This window comes from Microbulbifer sp. ABE4_465, assembly GCF_056160765.1.
Genome location: NZ_JBSWXV010000001.1, coordinates 402,069 through 425,642 on the forward strand (window position 1 = coordinate 402,069; position 23,574 = coordinate 425,642).

16 protein-coding genes are annotated in these 23,574 nt (G+C 53.8%); 7 read left to right on the top strand and 9 right to left on the bottom strand.

Translation table 11 applies throughout. From position 1 onward, the window contains the following. The first annotated feature begins 50 nt into the window (after positions 1-50). From ACXAG1_RS01615 to ACXAG1_RS01630, 4 genes are all read left to right on the top strand, one after another. Positions 51-1,577 (top strand): LicD family protein, encoded by a 1,527-nt coding sequence (locus ACXAG1_RS01615; protein ID WP_475118744.1) that lies wholly within the window; start codon positions 51-53, stop codon positions 1,575-1,577. A 79-nt stretch (positions 1,578-1,656) separates the two neighbouring features. Continuing rightward, positions 1,657-2,334: a glycosyltransferase family 32 protein gene (locus ACXAG1_RS01620; RefSeq protein WP_475118745.1), complete on the top strand. Its 678-nt coding sequence runs from the start codon at positions 1,657-1,659 to the stop codon at positions 2,332-2,334. Between the two features lie 203 nt (positions 2,335-2,537). Continuing rightward, the gene (locus ACXAG1_RS01625; protein ID WP_475093166.1) at positions 2,538-3,752 is read left to right on the top strand and encodes an NAD-dependent epimerase/dehydratase family protein; all 1,215 of its coding nucleotides are present in this window, start codon (positions 2,538-2,540) and stop codon (positions 3,750-3,752) included. Between the two features lie 77 nt (positions 3,753-3,829). Then, on the top strand, positions 3,830-5,068 hold the full coding sequence (locus ACXAG1_RS01630; protein ID WP_475093165.1) for a hypothetical protein: 1,239 nt from the start codon (positions 3,830-3,832) through the stop codon (positions 5,066-5,068). 53 nt (positions 5,069-5,121) lie between these two features. Here the strand turns inward: ACXAG1_RS01630 and ACXAG1_RS01635 are convergent, their stop codons facing one another. The 8 genes from ACXAG1_RS01635 to ACXAG1_RS01670 are packed head-to-tail and all read right to left on the bottom strand — an operon-like array spanning position 5,122 to position 14,121. After that, positions 5,122-6,066, bottom strand: coding sequence for a hypothetical protein (locus tag ACXAG1_RS01635; protein ID WP_475093164.1), 945 nt, complete (start codon positions 6,064-6,066; stop codon positions 5,122-5,124). A 50-nt stretch (positions 6,067-6,116) separates the two neighbouring features. Next, the gene (locus tag ACXAG1_RS01640) at positions 6,117-6,923 is read right to left on the bottom strand and encodes a glycosyltransferase family 2 protein (RefSeq protein ID WP_475093163.1); all 807 of its coding nucleotides are present in this window, start codon (positions 6,921-6,923) and stop codon (positions 6,117-6,119) included. A 26-nt stretch (positions 6,924-6,949) separates the two neighbouring features. Further along, positions 6,950-8,674 (bottom strand): BatD family protein, encoded by a 1,725-nt coding sequence (locus tag ACXAG1_RS01645; RefSeq protein ID WP_475093162.1) that lies wholly within the window; start codon positions 8,672-8,674, stop codon positions 6,950-6,952. A 5-nt stretch (positions 8,675-8,679) separates the two neighbouring features. Beyond that, the gene (locus ACXAG1_RS01650; protein ID WP_475118746.1) at positions 8,680-10,563 is read right to left on the bottom strand and encodes a vWA domain-containing protein; all 1,884 of its coding nucleotides are present in this window, start codon (positions 10,561-10,563) and stop codon (positions 8,680-8,682) included. Next, the gene (locus tag ACXAG1_RS01655; RefSeq protein WP_475093160.1) at positions 10,560-11,609 is read right to left on the bottom strand and encodes a vWA domain-containing protein; all 1,050 of its coding nucleotides are present in this window, start codon (positions 11,607-11,609) and stop codon (positions 10,560-10,562) included. The genes ACXAG1_RS01650 and ACXAG1_RS01655 overlap by 4 nt, the downstream gene beginning before the upstream one ends. Continuing rightward, entirely contained in the window at positions 11,602-12,171 is a 570-nt protein-coding gene (locus ACXAG1_RS01660) for a DUF4381 domain-containing protein (RefSeq protein ID WP_475118747.1), read from the bottom strand. Before ACXAG1_RS01660 ends, ACXAG1_RS01655 begins: the two co-directional genes overlap by 8 nt. Positions 12,172-12,185: 14 nt before the next feature. Then, the gene (locus ACXAG1_RS01665) at positions 12,186-13,151 is read right to left on the bottom strand and encodes a DUF58 domain-containing protein (protein WP_475118748.1); all 966 of its coding nucleotides are present in this window, start codon (positions 13,149-13,151) and stop codon (positions 12,186-12,188) included. A 10-nt stretch (positions 13,152-13,161) separates the two neighbouring features. Beyond that, on the bottom strand, positions 13,162-14,121 hold the full coding sequence (locus tag ACXAG1_RS01670) for an AAA family ATPase (protein ID WP_475093157.1): 960 nt from the start codon (positions 14,119-14,121) through the stop codon (positions 13,162-13,164). A 354-nt stretch (positions 14,122-14,475) separates the two neighbouring features. Between ACXAG1_RS01670 and ACXAG1_RS01675 the strand changes: the two genes are divergently transcribed. Together ACXAG1_RS01675 and ACXAG1_RS01680 are read left to right on the top strand one after the other, a co-directional pair. Then, entirely contained in the window at positions 14,476-19,377 is a 4,902-nt protein-coding gene (locus ACXAG1_RS01675) for an NAD-glutamate dehydrogenase (RefSeq protein WP_475093156.1), read from the top strand. 146 nt (positions 19,378-19,523) lie between these two features. Further along, complete coding sequence (locus tag ACXAG1_RS01680) at positions 19,524-20,570, top strand: quinone-dependent dihydroorotate dehydrogenase (RefSeq protein ID WP_475118749.1); 1,047 nt, start codon at positions 19,524-19,526, stop codon at positions 20,568-20,570. Between the two features lie 192 nt (positions 20,571-20,762). Here the strand turns inward: ACXAG1_RS01680 and rmf are convergent, their stop codons facing one another. Beyond that, positions 20,763-20,966 (bottom strand): ribosome modulation factor, encoded by a 204-nt coding sequence (gene rmf, locus ACXAG1_RS01685; RefSeq protein ID WP_081847914.1) that lies wholly within the window; start codon positions 20,964-20,966, stop codon positions 20,763-20,765. A 366-nt stretch (positions 20,967-21,332) separates the two neighbouring features. Here rmf and rlmKL point away from each other — a divergent pair, with 366 nt between their 5' ends. After that, positions 21,333-23,561, top strand: coding sequence for a bifunctional 23S rRNA (guanine(2069)-N(7))-methyltransferase RlmK/23S rRNA (guanine(2445)-N(2))-methyltransferase RlmL (gene rlmKL / locus ACXAG1_RS01690; RefSeq protein WP_475118750.1), 2,229 nt, complete (start codon positions 21,333-21,335; stop codon positions 23,559-23,561). Positions 23,562-23,574 lie beyond the last annotated feature (13 nt).

Genomic DNA, 23,574 nt, shown 5'->3' on the forward strand with positions numbered 1-23,574 from the left:
AGTTTGTGTCTTGTGTATTTTAGAATTAATGATTTGGTAGGGGCTATATTTTGGGCGAGTTAATATTGCAGCAGGGGAAATTGGGGGGTGCCCGTTCCTTCCTGGTCGCTCCTAAAGTCGAAATTGAAGTCCCCGGCCTTGATGTGTTTGCCTTTGTGTTGCCGGTAAATGCGCAACTAGATCATCTCATTATATCTCTTGAAGATGTAAACAACCTGCACTTGTCAGAAATTGACTTGAAAATCGAGGGGGAGTGGGTCTCGTTACGTGAAGGAATCGTGAGAGACTGTTCGCAGAGCTCCATCATGCGCAACGATCAGCGCTTTTCATTGGAAAGTTGGTTGAGTCGAAAGTCCGCATTTTTTTGTACAAAAAAAGAGTGCCAACCATGGGTGAACTTTTCTCTTGAGAAGACATACACAATAGAGGCGATTCGTCTACTCAATCGACGCGATGGCTTGTGGGATAGGTCACGAAAAATACGGATTGACATAGGGGCTGAAGCCTCAGACAGACAATGTATCTTTGATGGCTCGTCATCTGTCTCGGTATTATCCTTTTTACATTCAAAGCTCCAGCAGCTCGATAGAGAACTACTAAACCGATCACTGGGTGAACATGCCGGAATTACCTACAGAATTCTTGACCTCGCTCTACGGTCGCGATTTGGGTTCTGGTGTTTTTATCGATACCTCCCGCGGCTCATCGGACGAGTAGCTTCTCTCTTAGAGGCGTGCCTGGAACGTAATTTCGAAACGTATCAGCAAGGCTCGGAGGAGATCTGGAAACTTTGCTGGATCTGTATGCAATTGGTTGATAGGCCCAATCTCGCACTTCGCAAGGTGCTTATTTCGGCTCTTATTTTATCTGGAAAAGGGCGACACGCCTTTCGCTATTTCAAGCATACGATCCGAGATTGGGGTGATGAAGAGGTGAGTGCTCTTGAGTCTATGGTTGCCCGCGTGGGCGAAAAGTTAGACGGCACACCACTGATTATTGGTGCCCACGATTTTAGTCGTTCGCTAAGAAGTTACCCCAAGGACATCTTGTTTGAAACGGTAATCGATGTGCTGGATGTGTGCCGCCTGAATGAGGACGTCTTTGCGTCAATGATTTGTTACGGAACACTATTGGGGCTCTATCGGGATGGCGACTTCATTGCGCATGATGATGATATTGATTTACTGGCAGTTGTAGATAGCTGTCACTGGGGGGGGATCGAGCCGCTGTGTAACAGAATCAAAGTAGAGCTGCGCAGGCGAGGCTTGACCGTTCGAGAAACCAGTACAAACGATAGTTCTCGGACACCGCTACTTCAAATTTATTCTAAATCTCACCCAGTCAATGTCGATTTATTTTTTGGCTTTTTAGCCAGGGATCGAATTAAACTTCCGATGGCGAAAGTTCGCTACGCTGATATTCCCGCGAAGCTGCTACTTCCTGTCCAGAAGTGGCATTACGAACAGTACACTATGGACGCACCTGGAGATATTGAGGGCTTTCTTGAGTCAAGATATGGTGCTGGCTGGGTTTCGCCCGACCCTCTTTTTCGGGCGAACGAATATAAGAAAGGTTAACTCGAACTCTTGCTAGCTTTTGTACGAGGAAGCTAGGTGAGTTTTATAATCTGGTTTCAAAGGCTAAATGAACGTAATAGTGTTTCAACATGACATGTATCGCCGTATCGGGTTATTTCGGAAACGAGTCGATTACTATAGAGATTTATATGCGGGTAACGCTGACTTAAATTTACTTGCATTTGACGAGAAGAGAGCAAAAAAATTAATAGTTAGAGAATACGGTAATGCTTGGCTTCACGTCTATGAAAACTGTATTCCGTGGGCAATGAAGTCTGATATTTTCCGTGTTCTGGCCACTTATAGTTTGGGTGGCCTTTATATCGATTCGAAGTTTTCCGTTAAGTGCGTTCCTAAATTTGTAAAAGAGGAGCCACAGAAGCTGCACATTTGCGAGTGGCATGATGGTGGAATTTTGAATGGTATTTTTTATGCGCCAAAGATACACGCTTTGCTCGCTGATCTGATGGCCGATATATACTCAAATATAACTGGTCAAAATAGATCAAATTGTGTATTTAGCGCTACTGGTCCGGCAGTTTGGCGACGATTACTGTGTGACTTGCCCGAGGGGGTCAATGGTCCGTACACGGTAAAGCCTGGCTTAGTGGATTTAGTGTCCGTATTTACCAAGCGAGCATTTTTTAGGCATTATGGTGCTCATCTAGACGTCGAGAATACTCGTGGAACGAGCGAACATTGGTCGGTTTTTCAAAAATCGAACCCGATTTTTCGTGACGCGGATATAAGGAAATAAGCTGCATCATTTTACTCTCAACGTAAGTGTGAGTCCTCTTGCGCTTGAGGTTATCCTGTCATTTACCACTCCTTTCATGCGCCTGTAACCTTTTAATCATATTTCCGTAACCTTATCAAAATATGATTGCCTAAATTTCAAGGGTTTGACTCTTCACCGTAACGTTTTAACGAAGCGCTAGTGGTGCTAACTAGGTGGTCTGTATGAAAAAGGTATTGGTTCTCGGTGGCGACGGATTCTGTGGCTGGCCTACTGCACTTCACCTGTCCGAGCATGGGCATGAAGTGCTTATCGTTGATAATTTATCTCGCAGAAATATCGACAACGAGCTGGGTGTCACATCTTTGACACCTATTTCTTCTATGGAGCAGCGTCTTTCTGCCTGGAAGGAGGTTAGCGGGAGAAATATTCGATTTGTGAACATCGACATCGCTACAGAATATCGGGAACTGCTGGATCTAATTCTGGCGTTTGAGCCGAGCACGATTGTCCATTTTGCAGAGCAGCGTGCTGCGCCATATTCAATGAAGTCGGCCAAGCACAAGATATACACTGTAAGCAATAATTTAAATGCCACCCACAATGTGTTGGCAGCGATTGTGGAGAGTGCTTTAGATATCCACCTTGTTCATCTGGGAACTATGGGTGTCTATGGATATGGTAGCGCGGGCATGAAAATCCCTGAGGGCTACTTGAATGTCAAAATCCCGAAAGATTCTGGCGATGTCATAGATCAGGAGATCCTGTATCCGGTAAACCCCGGAAGTATCTATCACATGACCAAAACGCAGGATCAACTCTTTTTCGCATACTATAACAAAAACGATAATCTCCGAATTACCGATCTTCATCAGGGTATTGTTTGGGGAACTAACACTGCGGAAACCAATCGTGATGAGCGACTTGTTAACCGCTTTGACTATGATGGGGATTACGGAACGGTATTGAACCGTTTCGTTGTACAGGCAGCTGTCGGTTTCCCCCTTACTGTGCATGGTACAGGTGGGCAAACTCGGGCATTTATTCATATCCAGGATACTGTGCGCTGTATTCGGCTTGCTGTAGAGAACGAGCCTGAGACTAATGAGCGCGTCCGAATCTTTAATCAGATGACGGAAACACATAAAGTCAGGGACTTGGCCAATTTGGTTTCTGATTTATCCGGTGTTGAAATCAATTATATGAGCAACCCTAGAAACGAAGCGCCAGAAAATGACCTTCACGTATCGAATGACTGCTTTCTGGCTATGGGGCTAAAGCCGATACTTTTGTCTGAAGGGTTGTTGGCGGAAGTAAACGATGTCGCCAAGAAGTACGAGCACCGCTGTGATCGTTCTAAGATTCCATGTGTTTCTTATTGGACGAATGCGCAAAAGAATAATGCAGTTACTGCCGAGACTGTGCTGCAACCGGCTTGATGCATCGGGGGGAGGGGATATTCAGTCCCCCGCCAATCGATTGATTGACTAGGCATTATACCGAGGTTCATTTCCTGATGAATTGCTCCACTGAAGAATTTTTGGCGAAATTGGCTAACTCCGACACACCTCGGCAGCTCGTCGACGAAATTGGAGCCTCATTTACATCGAGTGAAGAACGGTTGTACTATTTTGTCGAAGCTTCCGATATGGCGCTCCGAAAGGGACAGCAGCAGTTTGGTATGTTGCTCAACTTGTTTTGCACATTCTTGGTGGGCAGAGGCGATATCGATTCCGCACACTCGATTATTTTCAGATATCAAGACTCTAATTTAGCTGTTATCCCGATTAACCAGTCACAAATCATGTTTCGCAGAGGGAACATTGATTCCGCTATTGAATTTGCCAGAAAGATTAATATTAAGTGTAATTGGTCTGCATCTGTAGCCGCCAACCTGTTGCTGACGTATCACGACTGGGCCTATTTAGGGGAAACCCTTGGAAAAATAGAGAAGCATGCGCGTCCGGACGTTTTTCGTGAAATTTTGAACAAGTTTCAAATTTTCACACGGCACAATGTCGTTGATGGGTTTAACGCATCTGTCCCTATTTTCTGTATCAACCTTGATCGCGATGAGCATCGCTTTATTGGACTGGAGAAGCTATACGGGAAAACCCTGTGTAAAACACAGAGACTCCCGGGAGTACTCGGAAGTTCAGTCCCAATGTTGATGCGAAAATCCGTATTCCGAACACAGCTTCCGCCAAACTCCATCGGCTGCTGGACATCCCAAATTCGCGCACTAGAGCGTGTAGTGGAGTCCGGCGAAGACTACGGCCTTATTATCGAGGATGACGGATTGCCAGGGTTTCAATTCAGCTTTTCGAGATTGCTGGAGGTTGCGCCAAAAGATTTTGACATTTGCTTTCTGAATGATCGCTCCATTCCTGGATGGTGGCTAGACTCTAATCGAAAGCTAGACCTACTCAACGTTAATGAAGTGTACAGCGACGTGGCGGAAAGTGTGAGAGCTATCGGTGCTGATGGGTATCTGGTGTCACGTGCTGGTGCTGAGAAAATTTTGGAAGATTTGGCTCGGAACGGCGCGGCAAAGCACTACGATTGGCAGATATACTCATACGGAATTGGTAGTATCTCGCCTGATGATGATCGTCATGTTAGCAAGATAATTAGAAGTACTCGTCAGATCTCGTCTACTGATCTGCGCCTAAATTCGTATGTTTCTACAATTCCTTTTGTTGTGCACCGACCTATGGGATTTAATGCCCGAATCCACTTTAGAGCGAATGCTTAATGTGTAACGTAAAACAAGAATTTGATGTGTCTGTCTGTATTTTTCGTTATAAGTCACTTGTTATCTATTAGCTCGGAAAGTACAACCTTCATTTGGTGCAGCTCGGATTTGCTTAATTTGTAGCTACGCGCTGGCGTTTCGGCTTCATAGTGGAAAAGCTCTTTTTCAGAAAAGTATCGCTGTGCAACCTCTGAATCGCGTCTTCTATTTCGCGTTATCAACCATTTAGAGATTAAGTGCGGAGTTTGCACGCGCTCGGAAGGAAACTCCTTGTTTAACAGCGGCAGAGTCATATATAGGCGGTGCTGGCAATATTTTAGGGCTTCGCCTGTTCTGTTTAAATGCAATTTAAACTGCAATACTTTTTGATTTAGTGAGGGGTTGGTGGTGGACTTTGCAAGTCTTGGTATTTTCTCTATATCAATACTGAGTCCATGGGTTAGGAAGTCGGCGCGAATGTCATTGTTTGTAAGGAGCTCGCGCTGAAATCGTCGAACAATTAACCTACCTGGAAACTGTTTCTCCCAGCGCTGTAGGAATCGACGATAATTTACCGAGTAACTGGTAAGAAAGTAGCGTCTTATTGAGCCCTTATAATTGCTCGCGTGAATCCACTGTGTGTATGCGGATGCTAAATAATCGACATGATTACGGAGGTAAACGACGACTTTTGTATCATGCTTTCGAAAAAGATTTCTTATGAGCTGTGGGTGACAGTTCTGAAATGCTTCCGAGCTCAAGATAGGTGTGAACTGATCGTTATCAAATAGTTCCTCGTTCAAGGCCGCTGGGAGGCTTGCCCCTGTTAGTGGGCTGATAAATCCCGTAAATCGACCTGCATTTGGCTCGGCGATTTTATGATGCCCGCGACCTTTCCGTGCTTCCTTGGGGTAGTAGTAACCAAACTCTTTGAGCACGTTTGTATTTTCTATAAGCCAATTTTGTATTGCGCTGCTACCAGTTTTGTGGCGCCCAATATGGAGTATCAGTTTTTGCATTATTCTGTGTATTCTGTATCCAGTCTCATCCGGATTGCTATCTAGCCGGGTTACTTTGAATTCGCGAGTGTAAAGCGAATCGCACTGGTTACATGGTATACCAGTTGTTTCGTTGGTAAGCCTCTGCTTTTCCGGTTGCCAATATGAGTGGCTTGTACACATGGTATGTAATATGTGGGTTGCTTTGCTAATCCTGCTCTACGGCAGATGTCGGCATCCTCATAGTACATGAAGTATTTTTCATCAAAACCTTGGATTTCCTCGTATGTACTAGCCCGAAAGCACAGGTATGCACCAGAGGCCCAGTCGGTTACCTCGTTTCCATGTTTAATTCGCTTTTCTACGTTACTTTTCTTGCTGTTAAAAAAGTATCTATAAGCAATATCTTTCAGAGTGGGAAATGAGCGGATGTTATCGTCTGGTGTTCCATCAGGTTTTAGTAAGTTGGGAGCTGCGACAGTATATTGGTTTGCATTCATAATCTCTGACAGTTGGATAATGTCAGCTGCCGAAGTAATAATGTCTGGGTTAATGCAGAAAAAATAATCATCTTCCTTGAGGCCTAAATTTTCTTTCGCGTGACGATAGATTTTATTGTTGTTCGCTCCGAACCCTTGCTGTGTAGTATTTTCAATTAGCGGGAGGTTATATTTATCGCAGTACTTCAATAATGCAGTGTCAGGGACGTTGCTAAGAATGATTGGGAAAATCTTTTCCGAAGATTTCCTCCACCTATGTGGGCGAAGGTCTTCTGCGACATTGAGCGCGTGTCGGTGAGATACAATAGCCACAAAAGTCCGGGGAGTTTCTGTCGTGGTCGCTGCCGTTGTAAGATTAGAATGATTGTCTGTTTTCATCAAATTGGTTTGTATCGGTCTATTCCCTAGTTTCCCGCAAAAAGCTTGGGCAGGGCATTATCATGGGGCTCTGGGTGCTGGGCGGAGCTTTCTTCAATTAATCTCTGAACGAGTATTTGAACTAGCTGTCGATTAATGGGCTTTGCTGGGTTTTGATAAAGCGCATCATTAATTTCCTTTTCTAGTTTTTTCAACTCTGCAAAGTACTTTGGTGGGTGGTTGGTGTATTTCCGATTATCTGTAGCTACTTCCTTCTTCCAGCTAGCCAGCGCAGCTTGCAGTTCTTTTGCTGAGCCTGATTGGGCTGCGCTATATAAATCGTGACCTGAGTGAATAGCAGGTGCTTTTGGCTCGTCAGTAAATTTATTTTGGTGTGGTCGTCTTGATATATACAGGTATAAGATCCAGAACAAGTGGGATGCAATTGCCGCAATAGCTACTTTCTGCCAAAACCCTGGTTCCACTTCTTTTACGCTGGCGCTTTGATTAGTGGGGGGCGTGAGGTTACCGGGCGCGGCAGTATTTGCTATCGGAGTCCCAGAAACATTAAATCGAAATGCCGGCAACTGTGTAGCCCGCTGACGCCCGGTTTTTGTATCCCACCAGGTGATTGTGACAGCCGGTAGCTGATAGCTCCCCGGCTTGGTTGCGACGATGGCTGTCGTTTCTATGCGACTACCAGTAATACCCGTAACACTCGGTTGATCCTCCTGCTGCGGCTGATCCGGGTAGGTTTTCAGGCCCTCGATATTAAGCTTTTGCAGAGGGGGTAATTGGGCGGCTCTCAGCCCCTCCGCACGCAAGGTAATAATCCGTGTAATCGGCTCCCCGACCTTGAACTCTTCCGGGTCCTTGGACCAGCTTTGGACCAGCCCGAGGCTGGCCGCCGGCAGCCAGTGACTACCACTGTAACTGTCCGGTTTCGGCTCTACCTGTACGGTTTTCGCTTCCGAGCGCAGGCGAACCCGTTGTGCGTTGCGGTTAAACAGGGAGAAGGGGTCTCTTCGGCCGGTGACGGCGACGTAGTTGAGCGCGGGGATTTGCAGTTCGCCAGAGCTTTCCGGGAATACCGCATAGGTCAGTTCATAGACGGCATGGCCCACGCCTTTGATTCTGCGCTCGAAGCGTTGCTCATCCACCTTTTCCACGTGGGCACCGGGTATCTGCAGCGGGTCGGTGGCGATGTCGTGCAGGCCAACCGTGGTGTAGAGGCGGACTTTTACCAGGAGCTGTTCTTGTACGTACAGTTTGTCCTTGTCCAGTTCGACTTCCAGAAATGCTTTGCGATTGTCGCTGCTGGGTGTCTGGCCGGCTTTGTTGACGGTGATGGGGATGGCATCGGAGACCTGGCCGTGCAGGTGCAGGGAAGGGACGAAGAGTTTCCCTTCCTTCAGTGGGGCGAGGATCAGGGTCCACTCGACGAAGCTCTCTGCACGGCCATTGATGACGCGATACTGGTTGGACTGCTGGCGGGAGAGGACTTCGAAGTCCTGTTCCAGCAGGTTGAAGTCTGGCTGGCCGCCGCTTTGGCTACCGCTATAACGCAATGTCAGGTTCAAGGTCTCGTTGATAGCGAGTTCGTTACGGTCTACGGACGCGGTCAGGTCCTGGGCGCTGGTTGACAGCGTGACCAACAGGAGGAGTGGCAGCAGGACCAGATAGGCGAGCCGGGCGGATCGTGGGGTTTTCGCGCGTGCGCGCGGTTCGCCTGCAGGCAGACTCCTGCGGGTGGGAAAGGAGTAGTTATCCACTTGGCTTACCATCTTTGGGTGGCTCCGTTTTCCGGGGGCTGCCATTCGCCGGCGCGATAGGCGCGACGGCGTTGCAGGCTTTCATATTTGAATTTTTCTCGCATCAGACCGGCGGGATCATCAGGGATCTGCCGTAACCATTGGTCCAGTGCCTGCTGGGTTTCCGGGTCCAGTTCGCTTTGGGACTCTTGTGGCTGGGCGTTGGCCTGTTGTTCGGACTCTTTGCCGTCCTGGTTTTGCTGCTGGCTATCCGCCTGCTGTTCCTGTTGTTCTTGATCGGATTGGTCTTGCTCGCCCTGGTTAGCGTCTTGTTGCTGGTCCTCTTCACCTGCCTGCTGCTGGTTTTGGGATTGTTGCTCTTGTGAGGACTGATCGGAATCGCTCTGCTGCTGATCCTGCTGCGATTGATTCGACGATTGCTGATCCTGCTGCCGGTTTTGCTGCTGATCCTGATCCGGTTGCTGATCGCCCTGTTGGGATCGCTGGTCTTGTTGCTGCTGCTGTTGCAGTTTTTTCAGCTTTTCGGCGATTTTTTTGTTGTGGTGCGCGTCGGCGAACTCGGGGTTTTGCTGGATAGCCCGGTCAAAGGCTTCGATCGCCTGATCAAACTGGCCTTGCTGGGTGAGGCTGTTGCCGAGATTGTAGAGACCCTGTGGGTCAGCGCTTTCGGCGAAGCTTTTCGCGGCTCCTTCGAATTCACCCGCGCGGTATTGCGCGGTGCCGCGCCATTGGGAGTTTTCAAAAATTTCGGCTGCAGCTTGAGGATCGCCTTGCTGCAGAAGTTCCTCCGCCTGCTGGTTTGGCGTTTGCCAAAGGTTACTCGCTTCCTGTGCGCCGGCATCCGGGGTTGCCAGCAGTGCCATTAATGGGAGGCTAAGTGGCAGGGTGCAGGCGAGGGTGCCTCGGCGGAACAGGAATAGGGCAAAGGGTAGTATCAGCAGTACCAGCCACGGCCCTTCTTCATTCCACTGGTCGAATTCCCGCTCGGTGAGCTCCGCCTGTTGCGGCGAAGCGTTGTCCGGCAGTACTCGGGCAATATCGCTGTCATCCACGGTGATCTGGGCAAACTTGCCGCCGGTGCTATTGGCCAGGCGCTGTAGTTCTCGGCGATCGAAGTTGGCAATGATGATCGAGCCGCTGTCATCGGTAATAAAACCACTTCCCGTATTTTTCGGGATTGGACTGCCTTCCCCGCTGCCTACCGCAAGGATGGAAAGGGTCGCGTTACTGTTGTCCATTTCTCTTTTGATAGTTCCCACGGCAGCTTTCGCAATACCGTCGGTAACGGCGAGCAAGCGCCCCTGACCACCGGCACCGTCTTTCAATAGTCGCAAACCTTCCTGTACGGCCATTTCAATATTGCTGCCCGGAACTGGCATGATCCTTGGTGACAGGGAAGGTACCAGGTTGGCGATCGTGGCCGTGTCATCGGTAAGCGGCGTGACGATATGGGCTTCTCCCGCATAGGCTACCAGTGCCGTCAGCCCGTCTTTACGCTGATTGAGAATATCGAGGATTTTCAGGCGTGCTCGGGTCAACCGGTTGGGTGACAGGTCCGTGGCCATCATGGACGGTGACAGGTCCAGCAGAATAACTACTGCGTCCTGATTGCTGTACACCGGTGTCGGCAACTTGCGCCAGGCCGGCCCGGCGAGGGCCACAATAGCGCAGGTCAGCAGTGCGAAGATCAGTGTAAATAACCAGGGACGTTTTTCACCACCTTTCAGCAGCAGATGCGGGAGGAGGTCGGGGTCGATGATTTTTTGCAGCCGGCCACTGGCAAACACCGTGCGAGCCAGCGCCCAGCAAAGCAGTGCCGCGGGCAGGATCAGCAGAAGGGTGCCCGGCCGCAGGAAATGGAACTGATGGAGGTCGGCGAGGAAGTTCACGCGGGCTGGCCCCCGTTCTGCTTGTCGCCGTTTCTGCTATTGCGCAGTTGCAGCTCTGACACTCCAGATGCAATCAGGGGCAGGGCGGCCCAGAGGAGGGAAAGCAATAGCGCGATACCCAGTGGCCAGACATACAGGGACTTCAGTGGGCGGTAGGTTTCCGCTTCCTGTTCCACGGGTTCCAGTCGATCGAGTTCCTGGTAAATCTGCACCAGTTCCTGGGGGTTGTGTGCGCGGAAATACTTACCGCCGGTCTCGTCGGCAATGGCCTGCAGGGTGTCGCTGTCGAGATCCCGGGACGGATTAACCCGGCGCGCGCCAAAGCGGGAACCGAGCAGCCCCGGCTGCACCATTTCGTCGGCACCGACGCCGATGGTATACACGCGCACGCCGGCCTGTTTGGCCAGCTCGGCGGCTTTCAGTGGGGCGACTTCACCGGCGGTGTTGGCGCCGTCGGTCAGCAAAATCAGTACGCGCTGATCTGCTGGCCGTTGGGTAAGGCGCTTTACAGAGAGACCGATAGCGTCGCCAATCGCGGTTCCCTGACCGGCAAAGCCGATCTGCGCTTCATTGAGCAGGGTATCGACGGTTTGCCGATCGAAAGTCAGTGGTGCCTGCAAATAGGCGCGGGTCCCGAAAAGCACCAGGCCGAGTCGATCGCCCTTGCGGCGCAGTACAAAATCCCCCACCACATTTTTTACCGCGGTAATACGCATGGCAGGATTACTGTTCAGAATCATGTCCGGGGTTTCCATGCTTCCGGATATGTCCACGGCGATCAGCAAATCGCGGGCGCTGGTGGTCTGGGTAATGGGCTCTCCATACCACTGGGGGCGGGCGGCGGCACAAAGCAGCAATACCCAGAGTAGCCAGAGCATCAACAGGTTCCAGCGGTTACCCGCGGCGCCGCCATTTTTTTCGGGCAACTGCTGGTAATAAGGCACTTTAAGGGCGCTGCTCAGTGGTTCACTTTTGGGCAGCAGCTTGCGGGCAAGGAGAGGCAGCGGCAGTAGCAGAAATGCCCAGGGCAGTCCGAATTCAAACATGCTTGACCTCGGGGTTCTTATGCGAATCGTTCGGTTTTCCCAGGTTCTCTTGCCGCTGGTGATTGTGCATCCACTCCTCGGCGTATGTACGCAGTGTATTCAGGCTGTGAGCATCGGGGTCTTTCGCGCTGTACAGGCTCTCCAGAATGGCTCGACGCGCGGCTTCCGGCATCGAAGTGTCGGCGGTGGACTGCAAAAAGCGAATCCATTGCTCGCCGGTAAGTGGACTGCATCGGGCGCGACCAAAGGTGACCACCGCCACACGCTTGAGCAAAACGTTGATCGCCTCGACAGCGCGAGGCTGCTGCAAATCGAGTTCTTTTAACAGGCGAACACCTTCAATTCGGTACTGCTTTTTCTGACGCTGGCGGCGCCAATAAAAAAACAGCCAGACAGCGGCAAATACCAGGGCGGTTAATGTGCCCGCGAGTATCCACCAGCCCGGGGCCAGTGGCCACCAGCCAATAGGGGCTGGCTCGTGAATATCCTTGAGCTGTTCCAGCAACTGCTGCATCTCTGGTGTCAGTTGCGGCTGCTGGGGTGGTGCGGCCTGTTTGACCAAGGATCCCGCCGATCTCACGCGTGCCTCCGGCCCGGGGAGGGTTGTCGGTCGCCATAGGTGGCGAGCAAGCGCGGTACGACCGGCCGGGTATTATCAAAGTCCAGCAGTGGCAGGCGCAGCCGGCGACACAGTTGCGCGGCGTTTTCCCGAACCTCTTGCTGGTGACGGGCGAAAAACTGGCGTAACCCCTGGTTTCCCTTTCCTAAAAAGGTGCGCTGCTGACCATCGCTGATGGTGACGGCCTGTTGCGGAAGCTCCTGTTCCAACGGATCGGTTACCCGCAGTACCTGGAGGTCCGCATGTCGGGTGAGTGAGTACAGGGCCTGCTCACAATTTTGGTCGAGATCGTGGCAGTCGCTGATCAGGAATACGGCGCTGCCCGGACGGGCAACTCGGCGAGCTTCTTCTAACAGCGTGGATAATGCCTGGGAACCATTGGCGGGGATTGGGCTGCTCAGTGCGGTCGCCGATTCGACCATTCCGTGAATGGCTGCGAGCACTGCGTGGTGGCTGCGCCGCGGGCGCACGGTGTTGACGTCGTTGTCGTCGAATATCAGTGCGCCGATGCGGTCGCCGTGCTGTAGACCCGCCCAGCTAAGGGCGGCAGCGATGCTGCAGGCCGCCACAGATTTGAATGCATTCTGACTGCCAAAGAACATGGGCGAGCGCAGGTCCAGCAAAATTACCACCGGGCGCTCGCGTTCCTCCTGAAACAGTTTGGTATGCGTTTTCCCCGTGCGTGCGGTTACCCGCCAGTCGATGGAGCGGACGTCGTCACCCGGCTGGTAGTAGCGAACTTCTTCGAAGTTCATGCCGCGCCCGCGGTAGCGGGTAAGCAGGTTGCCCGCCTGGTCGCTGCGGTTGACCCGGGGTTTGAACAGGCGCAACTGGCGGGCAATGTGGCGCAGACGCACCAATGGCGTCACCTCGGGATAGGCGCCTTTTAGCTCCAGCTCACTGTGATTCAGTGTTTCAACCACGTTCAATGACCTAGATCGCCGGGACCAGTTGCAGCAGGCGACGGATGACACGGTCGGCGTTGGCGCCGGCAGCCTCGGCTTCGAAGCTCAGTAGTAGGCGGTGGCGCAGTACATCCGGGGCAATTGCCATGACATCGTCCGGGGTGACGTAATCGCGCCCGGAAAGCCAGGCATAAGCGCGGGCGCAGCGGTCCAGTGCGATGGTGGCCCGGGGGCTGGCGCCGAAATCGAGCCAACTGGCGAGTTCACTGTCGTAGCGCTGGGGCTCGCGCGTGGCGATGACCAGCTGCACGATATAGGTTTCCACGGCCTCGACCATGGTCAGGTCGAGTATCTCCCGGCGTGCGGCGAACAGGGTTTCTTGGCTGATGATATTTTCCGGCTTGCCTTCACCGTGGCTGGCTTCCGCGCGGGCCAGTTTCAGAATCTTGGTTTCTGCTTCCGCATTCGGGTAGCTGAGATTGACCTGCATCAGGAAGCGGTCGAGCTGCGCCTCCGGCAGGGGGTAGGTTCCCTCCTGCTCGATGGGGTTCTGGGTGGCCATCACCAGGAACAGCTCCGGCAGGGAATAGGTTTTGCGTCCCACACTGATCTGCCGTTCTGCCATGGCTTCCAGCAGCGCCGACTGTACCTTGGCCGGCGCCCGGTTGATTTCGTCCGCAAGGATCAGGTTATGAAACACGGGTCCTGGCTGGAAATGGAATTCACCGGTTTCCGGGCGGTAGATGTCCGTGCCGGTGATATCCGACGGCAACAGGTCCGGGGTGAACTGCACCCGATGAAAGTCGCCCTCGATGGCATCTGCCAGGGTTTTGATCGCTTTTGTCTTGGCCAAGCCCGGCGCACCCTCAACCAGAAGGTGCCCATCGGCCAACAATCCTATGAGAATCCGATTGACCAAAGTCTCCTGGCCAATAATCTGCTGCTCCAGCCAATCACCCAGAATTTTTATCTGCTGGCGTGTGTCCATATCGTCACTTCTTTTGCCGATTTCCTGTTTCAATACGCTGCCGCGGAGCGGTGGCTATCTATGCTTTTTGAGGTGCCCTCTTATATATAGCCACTTGTCCGAAGTCTGCGGGCAGGTCGATTTTAGCGGCAGTTGGCTGAGAGGCAAATGCCGCAGGGATTACCCGCAATCAAAGGCGGAAGAGTAGACAATTATTCTGTCGTTTTGTTCTACCTTGTAAGCGCGTGGCAGTGAATTGGCGCTTGTAAGGGTGAAGTGCGCGACAGGTGTGATCAGGCGGGCAGAGCCAGGCACCCGGAGGTGCCGCTCAGACAAATCAGCCGGGTGTGATGGCGATCGCACCGGAATGGGAGGATGTACGTGAATATGGCGACGGTCATTACCGATAGCCGGGAAGAGCTGCTGGAGCAGGTCAGCAGTGTCATTCGCGATAAGCTGGGGGACAAGGCGGGGCCGGTGGTGGCCTTTGCTGAGCAATTTTTGAACCAATACCCGCTGGAGGATTTGGCGGGCAGGCGATTGGTGGATGTCTACGGGTGTATTTACACCTGTTGGGACTTCATTCAGCAGCGCAGCGCCGCTGAGCCCAAAGTGCGGGTGTACAACCCTCGCCTGGAAGAGCACGGCTGGGAGTGCTCCCATACCGTGGTTTGTGTACTGCAACGGGATATGCCTTTCCTGGTTGATTCCGTGCGTATGGAGATCAACCGTCGCAATACGGTAATCCATTCCATTAAAAGTACTGTGATGCAGCTGCAGCGTGACGACAGCGGGCGTCTTCAGCACTTGATATCTGCCACACATCGACAGAGTGACAGCCGCCAGGACGACCCGCGCATTACCAGCGAAGCGCTGATCTACCTGGAAATCAATTTAGACACTTCCGCTTCTCACGCCTCGGATATGGCGCGGGCACTGAAAGACGTGCTCGGAGATGTCGAACTGGTGGTGGACGACTACGTTCCCATGCTCGACACCTGCGCAGCCATGGAGGATCAGCTGCAGGCGGGTATTGCCGATAACGATACCAACCTGGAAGAGGCCAGCGCCTTCCTGCAGTGGATGCGTGACGGCAACTTCACATTCCTCGGTTATCGCGAATACGAATTCTCCCAGCAGGGCGACAAGAAAGTCCTGCACGAGGTGGAAAATCGCCGCCTGGGGATCTTCAAAAAGCTGGAGGAGAGTGCACAGCCGACCCCCGAGTATGCGTTTAATGAGGGCAAGCAGCGTTTCTACCAGGGCCCCAATTTCCTCACGTTCGCCAAATCTTCGGTGAAGTCCCGGGTGCACCGGGCGGCCTATTCGGATTACGTCAGCATCAAGCGCTACGACGACAAGGGCGAGGTAATTGGTGAGTCGGCGTTTATGGGCCTCTACACCTCGCCGGTGTATACCGAAAGCCCGTCCAAAATCCCGATCATTCGCCGCAAATTGGCTTCGGTCATCGAGCAGAGCGGCCTTTCGCCCACCAGTCATGATGGCAAGGCACTGAAGCGTATTCTGGATACCTTCCCCCGGGACGAGCTCTTCCAGAGCAGCACCCGCGAACTTTTCGACACCACCCATGGCGTACTGGCCATGAACGAGCGCGCACGCTTGCGGCTGTTTATGCGCAAGGATCCATTTGGCAAGTTTGTTTCGGCCATGGTGTACGTACCGCGGGACCAGTTCAACAGTGAGGTGCGGGAGAAAATTAGCGACCGTATCGCCCGCGCGATACACGCTCTGGATTCCGACTTCACTACCTATTTTTCAGAATCGATCCTCGCCCGGGTACACCTGGTATTTCGGGTTGACCCCAATGAACCCGTGGAATTTGATGTAGCGCGACTGGAGGCGCAAATCGTGGATATTACCCGCAGCTGGGAAGACGTATTCCATAGATCCCTGATTGAAACCCACGGGGAAGAAGAGGGCAGTCGCCTGATTGGCAGTTACGGCCAGGCATTTCCCGCCGGTTACCGCGAAGATTTTGAGCCGCGTATCGCGGTGCAGGACGTTACCTCGATTCAGGAGCTGAGTGACGACAACCGCGTGGCCATGAGCTTCTACCAGCCGGTAGGGGCTGAGCCCGGCAGCCTTCGCTTCAAAGTGTTTAATGTTGGCGCTGGTCTGACTCTGTCCGATGTGATTCCGGTATTGGAAAACCTGGGGCTGCGCGTGATGGGGGAATACCCGTACACCATTCGCCCGCGCGGCAAGCAGGACGTGTGGATGCACGAATTCCACCTGGAGTTCGGTCTGCCCACCCGGATTGACGCCCAGGCGTCCCGCTCCCTGTTTCAGGATGCTTTCGCGGCGATCTGGGACGGGGTTGCGGAAAGCGATTCCTTTAATCGCCTGGTACTGGCTGCGCGCCTGAACTGGCGTGAAGTCACCATGCTGCGCGCCTATGCCCGCTACCTGAAGCAGACCAAGTTCAGCGCCAGCCAGTCTTATATTGCGGCGACCCTGGCGAACCATGTGGAGATTACCCGCAATCTGGTGGCTTTGTTCCGTGCTATGTTTGACCCGCGCATCAACTCTGCCGACCGCCAGGACAAGGCGCGGGTAGAGCGCCTGATCAGCAAGATTCACGACGGTCTCGACGCCGTCGACAACCTGAATGAGGACCAGGTGATCCGTCGCTATCTGGACCTGATTCGTGCAACCTTGCGCACCAACTTTTTCCAGCTGGATGAGAACGATCAGCCAAAGGACTACATCTCCATCAAATTCAGCCCGCGGGATATCCCGAATATCCCCGAGCCGCGTCCTCTGTTCGAGATTTTCGTCTATTCGCCCCAGGTGGAAGGCGTGCACCTGCGTGGTGGCAAGGTGGCGCGCGGTGGCCTGCGCTGGTCCGACCGTCTGGAAGACTTCCGTACCGAAGTACTGGGTCTGGTAAAAGCGCAGAACGTGAAAAATGCGGTGATCGTTCCCAGTGGCGCCAAGGGTGGTTTTGTCGTGCGCAAGCCGCCGGCGGACAACAGCCGGGAAGCCTTTATCGAATCCGGAATTCAGTGCTACAAGACCTTTATCCGCGCCTTGCTTGATGTCACCGACAACCTGAAAGATGGCGAAGTGATTCCACCGGAACGGGTGATCCGTCGCGACGAAGACGATCCCTATCTGGTTGTAGCCGCGGACAAGGGCACAGCGACCTTCTCGGATATCGCCAATGGTATCGCCGCGGAATACGATTTCTGGCTGGGAGATGCGTTTGCGTCCGGCGGCAGTAATGGCTATGACCACAAGAAAATGGGTATTACCGCGCGCGGTGCCTGGGTCTCAGTGCAGCGTCATTTCCGCGAGATGGGTATCAATGTGCAGACCGAGAACTTCTCGGTGATCGGCATTGGCGATATGGGCGGCGATGTGTTCGGTAACGGTATGCTGTTGTCTGAGCACATCTGCCTGCAAGGTGCCTTCAACCATTTGCATATTTTTGTCGACCCAAACCCGGACGCCTCCAGCAGCTACCACGAGCGCAAGCGACTGTTTGAGCTGCCGCGCTCCAGCTGGGCGGATTACAACCTGAGCCTGATCTCCAAAGGTGGCGGGATATTCGAGCGCCGTGCCAAGTCGGTGAAAATCAGCCCGGAAATGAAGCAGGCGTTTGGCATTGAAGCAGACCAGCTGACGCCAAACGAACTGATCAGTGCGATGCTGAAATCGCCGGTGGATCTGATCTGGAATGGCGGCATCGGTACCTATGTGAAAGGCAGCGCGGAAAGCCATGCTCAGGTGGGTGACAAGTCCAACGATAACCTCCGGGTTAACGGCAGTGATCTGCGCTGCAAGGTATTCGGTGAGGGTGGCAATCTCGGTATGACCCAGCGCGGTCGTATCGAGTTCTCGTTGAAAGGCGGGCGCTGCAATACCGACTTCATCGACAACGCCGGCGGCGTGGACTGCTCTGACCACGAGGTGAACATCAAGATCCTGCTGGACAAGGTGGTTGCCAATGGGGATTTGACCGAGAAGCAGCGCAATCAGCTGCTGGAGGAAATGACCGAATCCGTTGCCGAGCTGGTTCTCACCAACAACTACGACCAGACCAGCGCGCTCAGTGTGGCCGCCTACCAGGTGGGCGATCGCTTTGACGAGTTCCGCCGCGTGATCAACGCTCTGGAAAGCGAAGGGCGCCTGCGTCGCCAGCTGGAATTCATCCCGGACAATGAGACTCTGAACGAGCGCCAGAGCAAAGGCCAGTACCTGACACGACCAGAGCTCTCGGTCCTGATTTCATACGTCAAGGTGAAACTGAAAGAAGAGCTGCTGGGTGCGCACATCATCGACGACGACTATGTGCAGGCGGCCGTGGAGTCCGCGTTCCCGCCCGCCTTGGTGGCACGATATAAAGGCCTGGTCTACGACCACCAGCTGCGACGGGAAATTGTGTCCACCCAGGTGGCCAATGAAATGGTCAACAGCATGGGGATCACTTTCTTTCATCGCATCAGTGGCGCTACCGGTGCGGATATCGACACCATTGCCGCTGCCTATATCAGCGCGCGGGATGTGTATCTGATGCCGCAATTCCAGGACGGTGTGGCCCTGCTGGATTATCAGGTGCCCGCCGAAATGCAGTTGCAGCTGATGAGCTCCATGATTGGTCGAGTACGCCGGGCCACGCGCTGGTTCGTGCGCAATCGTCGTGGCGAACTGGATCCGGCGAAGGAGAATGCGCTGTATCAGGAACCGGTGCGGCGCGTGATCCGGGCGTTGCCCGAAGTACTGAGCGGTGAGCCCCTGCGTGAGTGGCAGTCGCGCCACGAGCAGTTGATGGCTGCGAATGTGCCGGAAGATCTCGCGCTGTTGGCGGCATCGCCGACCTACCTGTTCTCGGCACTCGGCATATCCCACACCGCGGCACGTAGCGATCGTCCGGTAGAAGAGGTCGCCAAGACTTACTTCGCACTGGCCGACAGGCTGGGGCTGTACTGGTTTGGAAATCAGATCATCGACTTGCCGTCGGAAACGTTCTGGCAGTCCCAGGCCCGCGAAACCAGCATGGACGACCTGGACAGCCAGCTCGCTCGCCTCGCCACGCATATTTTGCGACTGGCAGGGGACGACGGTCTCGACGTAGACAGCGCAGTGGATCACTGGGTCTCCGTTATGGCGCAGCCGATACAGCGCTGGGAAAGCCTGATGAAGGAGCTGAAGTCCTCTATTCAGGGAGACTTTGCCATGTTTACTGTTGCCCTGCGGGAATTGATGTATCTCGCCAATGCCACCGCCGACCAGGAATCCCTGCTGGCGGACTAGGTATCAGCCCAAGCGGTCTGGCGGGCCCGGTTTTTCGTTCGGCCCGCTTTTTCGTACAATACCCGCGCCCCACCCGGATACCATCCGGGTGGGGCTTTATCGTATCTACGCCGTTCAAAATTCTGTAAACATTTGCCAGGAAGCCCATGTACCAGCATTTACGCAAAGCCCTGTTTGCTCTTGATCCCGAGCGCTCGCACCACCTGTCGATGGATGCCATCGGTGCGGCAGAGCGTCTGGGGCTGATGTCGCTGTTCAGCAAGCCGGTCCCCGACGATCCGGTAGAGTTGATGGGCTTGACCCTACCCAACCCGGTTGGGCTTGCGGCAGGACTGGACAAAAATGCCCAGGCATTCAATGGGCTCGGTGCCCTGGGGTTCGGGTTTGTTGAGGTGGGCACCGTCACCCCGCGCCCGCAGCCCGGCAACCCGCATCCGCGCCTTTTCCGCCTGCCGGAAGCGGAGGCGATCATCAATCGCATGGGCTTTAACAATGAAGGTGTTGATTATCTGCTGGAGCGGGTAAAGCGCCGTCGCTATTCCGGCGTTCTGGGCATCAATGTAGGCAAGAATTTTGATACCCCGGTGGAAAAGGCCGCGGATGATTACTGTATCTGTATGGAAAAAGTGTACGCCCACGCGGACTACATTACAGCGAATGTTTCTTCCCCGAACACCAAGGGACTGAGAGATCTGCAGTTTGGCGATAGTCTCAATCAGCTGTTGAATGCGCTCAAAGAGAAGCAGGCACAGTTGGCCACTGAACACGATCGTTACGTGCCACTGGCAGTCAAAATTGCGCCGGATATGGACGATGACGCCATTGCCCAGGTGGCGAAAACGCTCCGGGATCACGAGATCGATGGTGTCATCGCCACCAATACCACCATCGACAAATCCTCGGTTGAGAGTCTGGAATATGGCAGTGAGCAGGGCGGTTTGAGTGGTCGGCCGCTGACCGAGCGATCGACAGAGGTCATTCGTAAATTGTCGGCGGCACTCGACGGCAGTATTCCGATTATTGGCGTGGGGGGAATTTTTGACGGTGAGTCCGCGGCGGAAAAAATCCGCGCCGGTGCTACGGCGGTGCAGATTTACTCCGGGTTTATCTACCGCGGGCCGGAGGTCATTCGCGAAGCAGCGGCAGGCATTGCCGAGTTGCACAAAGCGCGGGTGATGGAGCGGGGCGAGTAGCCCACACCTGGCTTCAGGGTCGACTGGAAACCAAAAAAAATCCCGGGCCAATACGTATGGGATCGGCTCGGGATTTTCTTACTCAATAACGAAACAAGCACGTGACAAACGTATGCGTTACATTGAGTAAAACCGTTCAATTTTCAGTGTAGAAGATGGCTGCGAAACAGTCCTGTCTTCATGTTTCGGCTGTTACATACTCTCCATGCGCTGTGCCTGGGCCGCTCGCCCGAAGCCACTCCAGATATCCTCTCGCCCCTGTCGCCAGCCGTTCACCCACTCCTGGTGCAAAGATCCGTTCTCGTGGGGGCAGCTGTCGTGATTTCTGCCCTGTACGGCAGCAACGTAACCTTTGTGGAAAGCTCTATCGTTGGGATTACGTTTTTGACGTTTCATAGATGTGATACCTCTTTCTGGTTTTTGTGCCGGGCGACAAAACTGCTGCACCGGCTTCACCCAATTTTCCCCCTGCGCGTTTTCCAGCTTATTGTGGAGCTCGGCCGGTGAGAAGAGTTGCAGTTAACCAAATTCACGCGCCACCGGGAATGAACGGTTTTTTCTGAAAAACCGGGTGTTTAGGCGTAATCCGTCTAGGCGCTGAAAAGTTGTCGCAGCCCGGCGCGGACCGGGCAGAACAGAATCCCGGTTTGCGGTATGCTTGCGCCACCAGAGTATCGATTGGCCAAAATGGCCGGAAAGTATTTGCCAAAATGCCACGCCGCGACGATCCCGTGATCGTTGCCGCCCTGTGAGGTTGAACCCTTGACTGAGAAGCTCCAATTTACCGCCACCTGCCCGAAAGGCCTGGAAAATGTGCTCGCCGAGGAGTTGCGCCAGCTGGGCGCAGAGGTCGAGCGGGAGCAGCCTGCGGCGGTCCGATTTACCGGTGACCTGATGATGGCCTACCGGGTCAATTTGTGGAGCCGCATTGCCAACCGGGTACTACTGAACCTGGGGCAGTCCCGTATCGAGGATGCCGAGGCGTTGTACCGTGCAGTGGCAGATGTGCCCTGGGAAGAACATATCAGCCCGACAGGTGTGCTCTGGGTGCAGTTTTCCGGTACCAACCGTGAGATTCGCAACAGTCAGTTTGGCGGGCAAAAAGCCAAAGATGCGATCGTCGACCGCCTGCGCAAGGTCACCGGTGCGCGCCCGGACGTGGACAAACGGGACCCGGATCTTTCAGTCATGCTGCGCTTGCATCGCGATGTGCTGGAGATCGCGATCGATCTCAGTGGCGACAGCTTGCATCGCCGCGGTTACCGCACCCATATCGGTGCGGCACCGCTGAAAGAAAACCTCGCCGCTGCACTGCTGGTGCGTGCGGGCTGGCCGAAGATTGCCGAGGAGGGCGGGGCACTGCTGGACCCCATGTGTGGTTCCGGTACTTTCCTGGTGGAAGCGGCCCTGATGGCTGCGGATGTGGCGCCGGGTCTTTTACGGGAAGAGTTTGGTTTCGAGCGCTGGCTCAATCACCAGAGTGATATCTGGCTGACTCTGCGAGAAGAGGCACTGCAGCGCCGCGCCGAAGGGCTGGCAAACCCCCTGCCGGAAATTCGCGGTTACGATGCGGATGCCAAGGTGTTGTTCGCGGCTGAATCCAATATTGCCCGCGCAGGTTTGGATAAACATGTACGAGTGAGCTGCCGTCCTGTTGCCGCCTTCAAGGTACCCAGCCATCGCGAAGTGCAGCCCGGCCTGGTGATCGTCAATCCGCCCTATGGTGAGCGCCTGGGTGAACAGGAAGCCCTGCGTGAAACTTACGCGGAGCTGGGCCAGCAATTGAAACAGGAATTTTCCGGCTGGAAGGCAGGCATCTTTACCGGCAATCCGGAGCTGTGCCATTCCACCGGGCTGCGTTCACACAAACAGTACAAGTTGTTTAACGGCGCGATTCCCAGCCAGCTTCTTCTGTTTGAAGTCCACAGCCAGTCCGCAGAAAAGGGTGGTGACAGCAGCGCGCCACGCCTGTCGGAAGAGGCCCAGATGGTGGCCAACCGCTTACAGAAAAACCTGCGCACGACCGGCAAGTGGGCCCAGCGTAGCGGTATTTCCTGTTATCGCCTGTACGATGCAGATTTGCCCGAGTATTCCGCAGCCATCGATATTTATCACTCCCTCGAGGGCGAGCGCTTCGCGCATGTTCAGGAGTACCGCGCCCCGGCAAATATTCCCGAGCAGAAAGCGCGTGGTCGCCTGATGGATCTGGTGCGCGCTACCCGGCACGTGCTGGAGCTGGCACCGCGCAATATCTCAATCAAAGAGCGCCGCCGCCACAGTCATAAAGACAGTGGTAGCCAGTATCAAAAACAGTCTGGCCATAAGTTCGGCAGCCAGAAACGCAGCGATCAGACGTCCGGAGACTTGCCGCGTACTTTCTGGGCTGAAGAGTACGGGGCGAAGCTGGAAATCAATCTGTGGGATTATCTTGATACCGGTCTGTTTCTGGATCACCGCCCGGTACGGCAATACCTGCGCAAACTTGCAAAAGGCAGGCGGCTACTGAATCTGTTTTGCTACACGGCGACAGCCACGGTGCAGGCGGCAATGGGCGGCTGCAGCGAAAGCACCAGTGTGGATCTGTCAAAAACCTATCAGGCGTGGGGGCAGCGCAATTTCCGTGAGAATGGCATGGATCCTTATCGCCACCAATTGGTCGAGGCAGACTGCCTGCAGTGGTTGAAGGCGGCACAGGATAATCGGCGAGGGCACTACGATGTCATTTTCCTCGACCCGCCAACCTTCTCAAATTCGGCGAAAATGCAGGGGGTTTTGGATATCCAGCGGGACCACCCGGCGTTGATTCGGCAGTGTATGGCGCTCTTGAGTAAGGGCGGAGTGCTGCTGTTTTCGAACAACCTGCGCAGCTTCAAATTCGACGGGGAATTACAAAGTGAGTTTGCCGTGGAAAACTTGTCGGCAACGCTGCTGGATAAAGATTTTCAGCGCAACCCGAAGATTCACAATGTTTGGGAAGTTCGTGCGCGCTGAGATCATCCAGTCA

Coding starts and splice junctions, on each gene's coding strand:
- ACXAG1_RS01630 (WP_475093165.1), top strand. CDS start 3,830: ATGAATTGCTCCACTGAAGAATTTTTGGCGAAATTGGCTAACTCCGAC.
- rmf (WP_081847914.1), bottom strand. CDS start 20,966: ATGAAACGTCAAAAACGTAATCCCAACGATAGAGCTTTCCACAAAGGT.
- ACXAG1_RS01625 (WP_475093166.1), top strand. CDS start 2,538: ATGAAAAAGGTATTGGTTCTCGGTGGCGACGGATTCTGTGGCTGGCCT.
- ACXAG1_RS01655 (WP_475093160.1), bottom strand. CDS start 11,609: ATGTTTGAATTCGGACTGCCCTGGGCATTTCTGCTACTGCCGCTGCCT.
- ACXAG1_RS01670 (WP_475093157.1), bottom strand. CDS start 14,121: ATGGACACACGCCAGCAGATAAAAATTCTGGGTGATTGGCTGGAGCAG.
- ACXAG1_RS01675 (WP_475093156.1), top strand. CDS start 14,476: ATGTACGTGAATATGGCGACGGTCATTACCGATAGCCGGGAAGAGCTG.
- ACXAG1_RS01680 (WP_475118749.1), top strand. CDS start 19,524: ATGTACCAGCATTTACGCAAAGCCCTGTTTGCTCTTGATCCCGAGCGC.
- ACXAG1_RS01640 (WP_475093163.1), bottom strand. CDS start 6,923: ATGAAAACAGACAATCATTCTAATCTTACAACGGCAGCGACCACGACA.
- ACXAG1_RS01635 (WP_475093164.1), bottom strand. CDS start 6,066: ATGCAAAAACTGATACTCCATATTGGGCGCCACAAAACTGGTAGCAGC.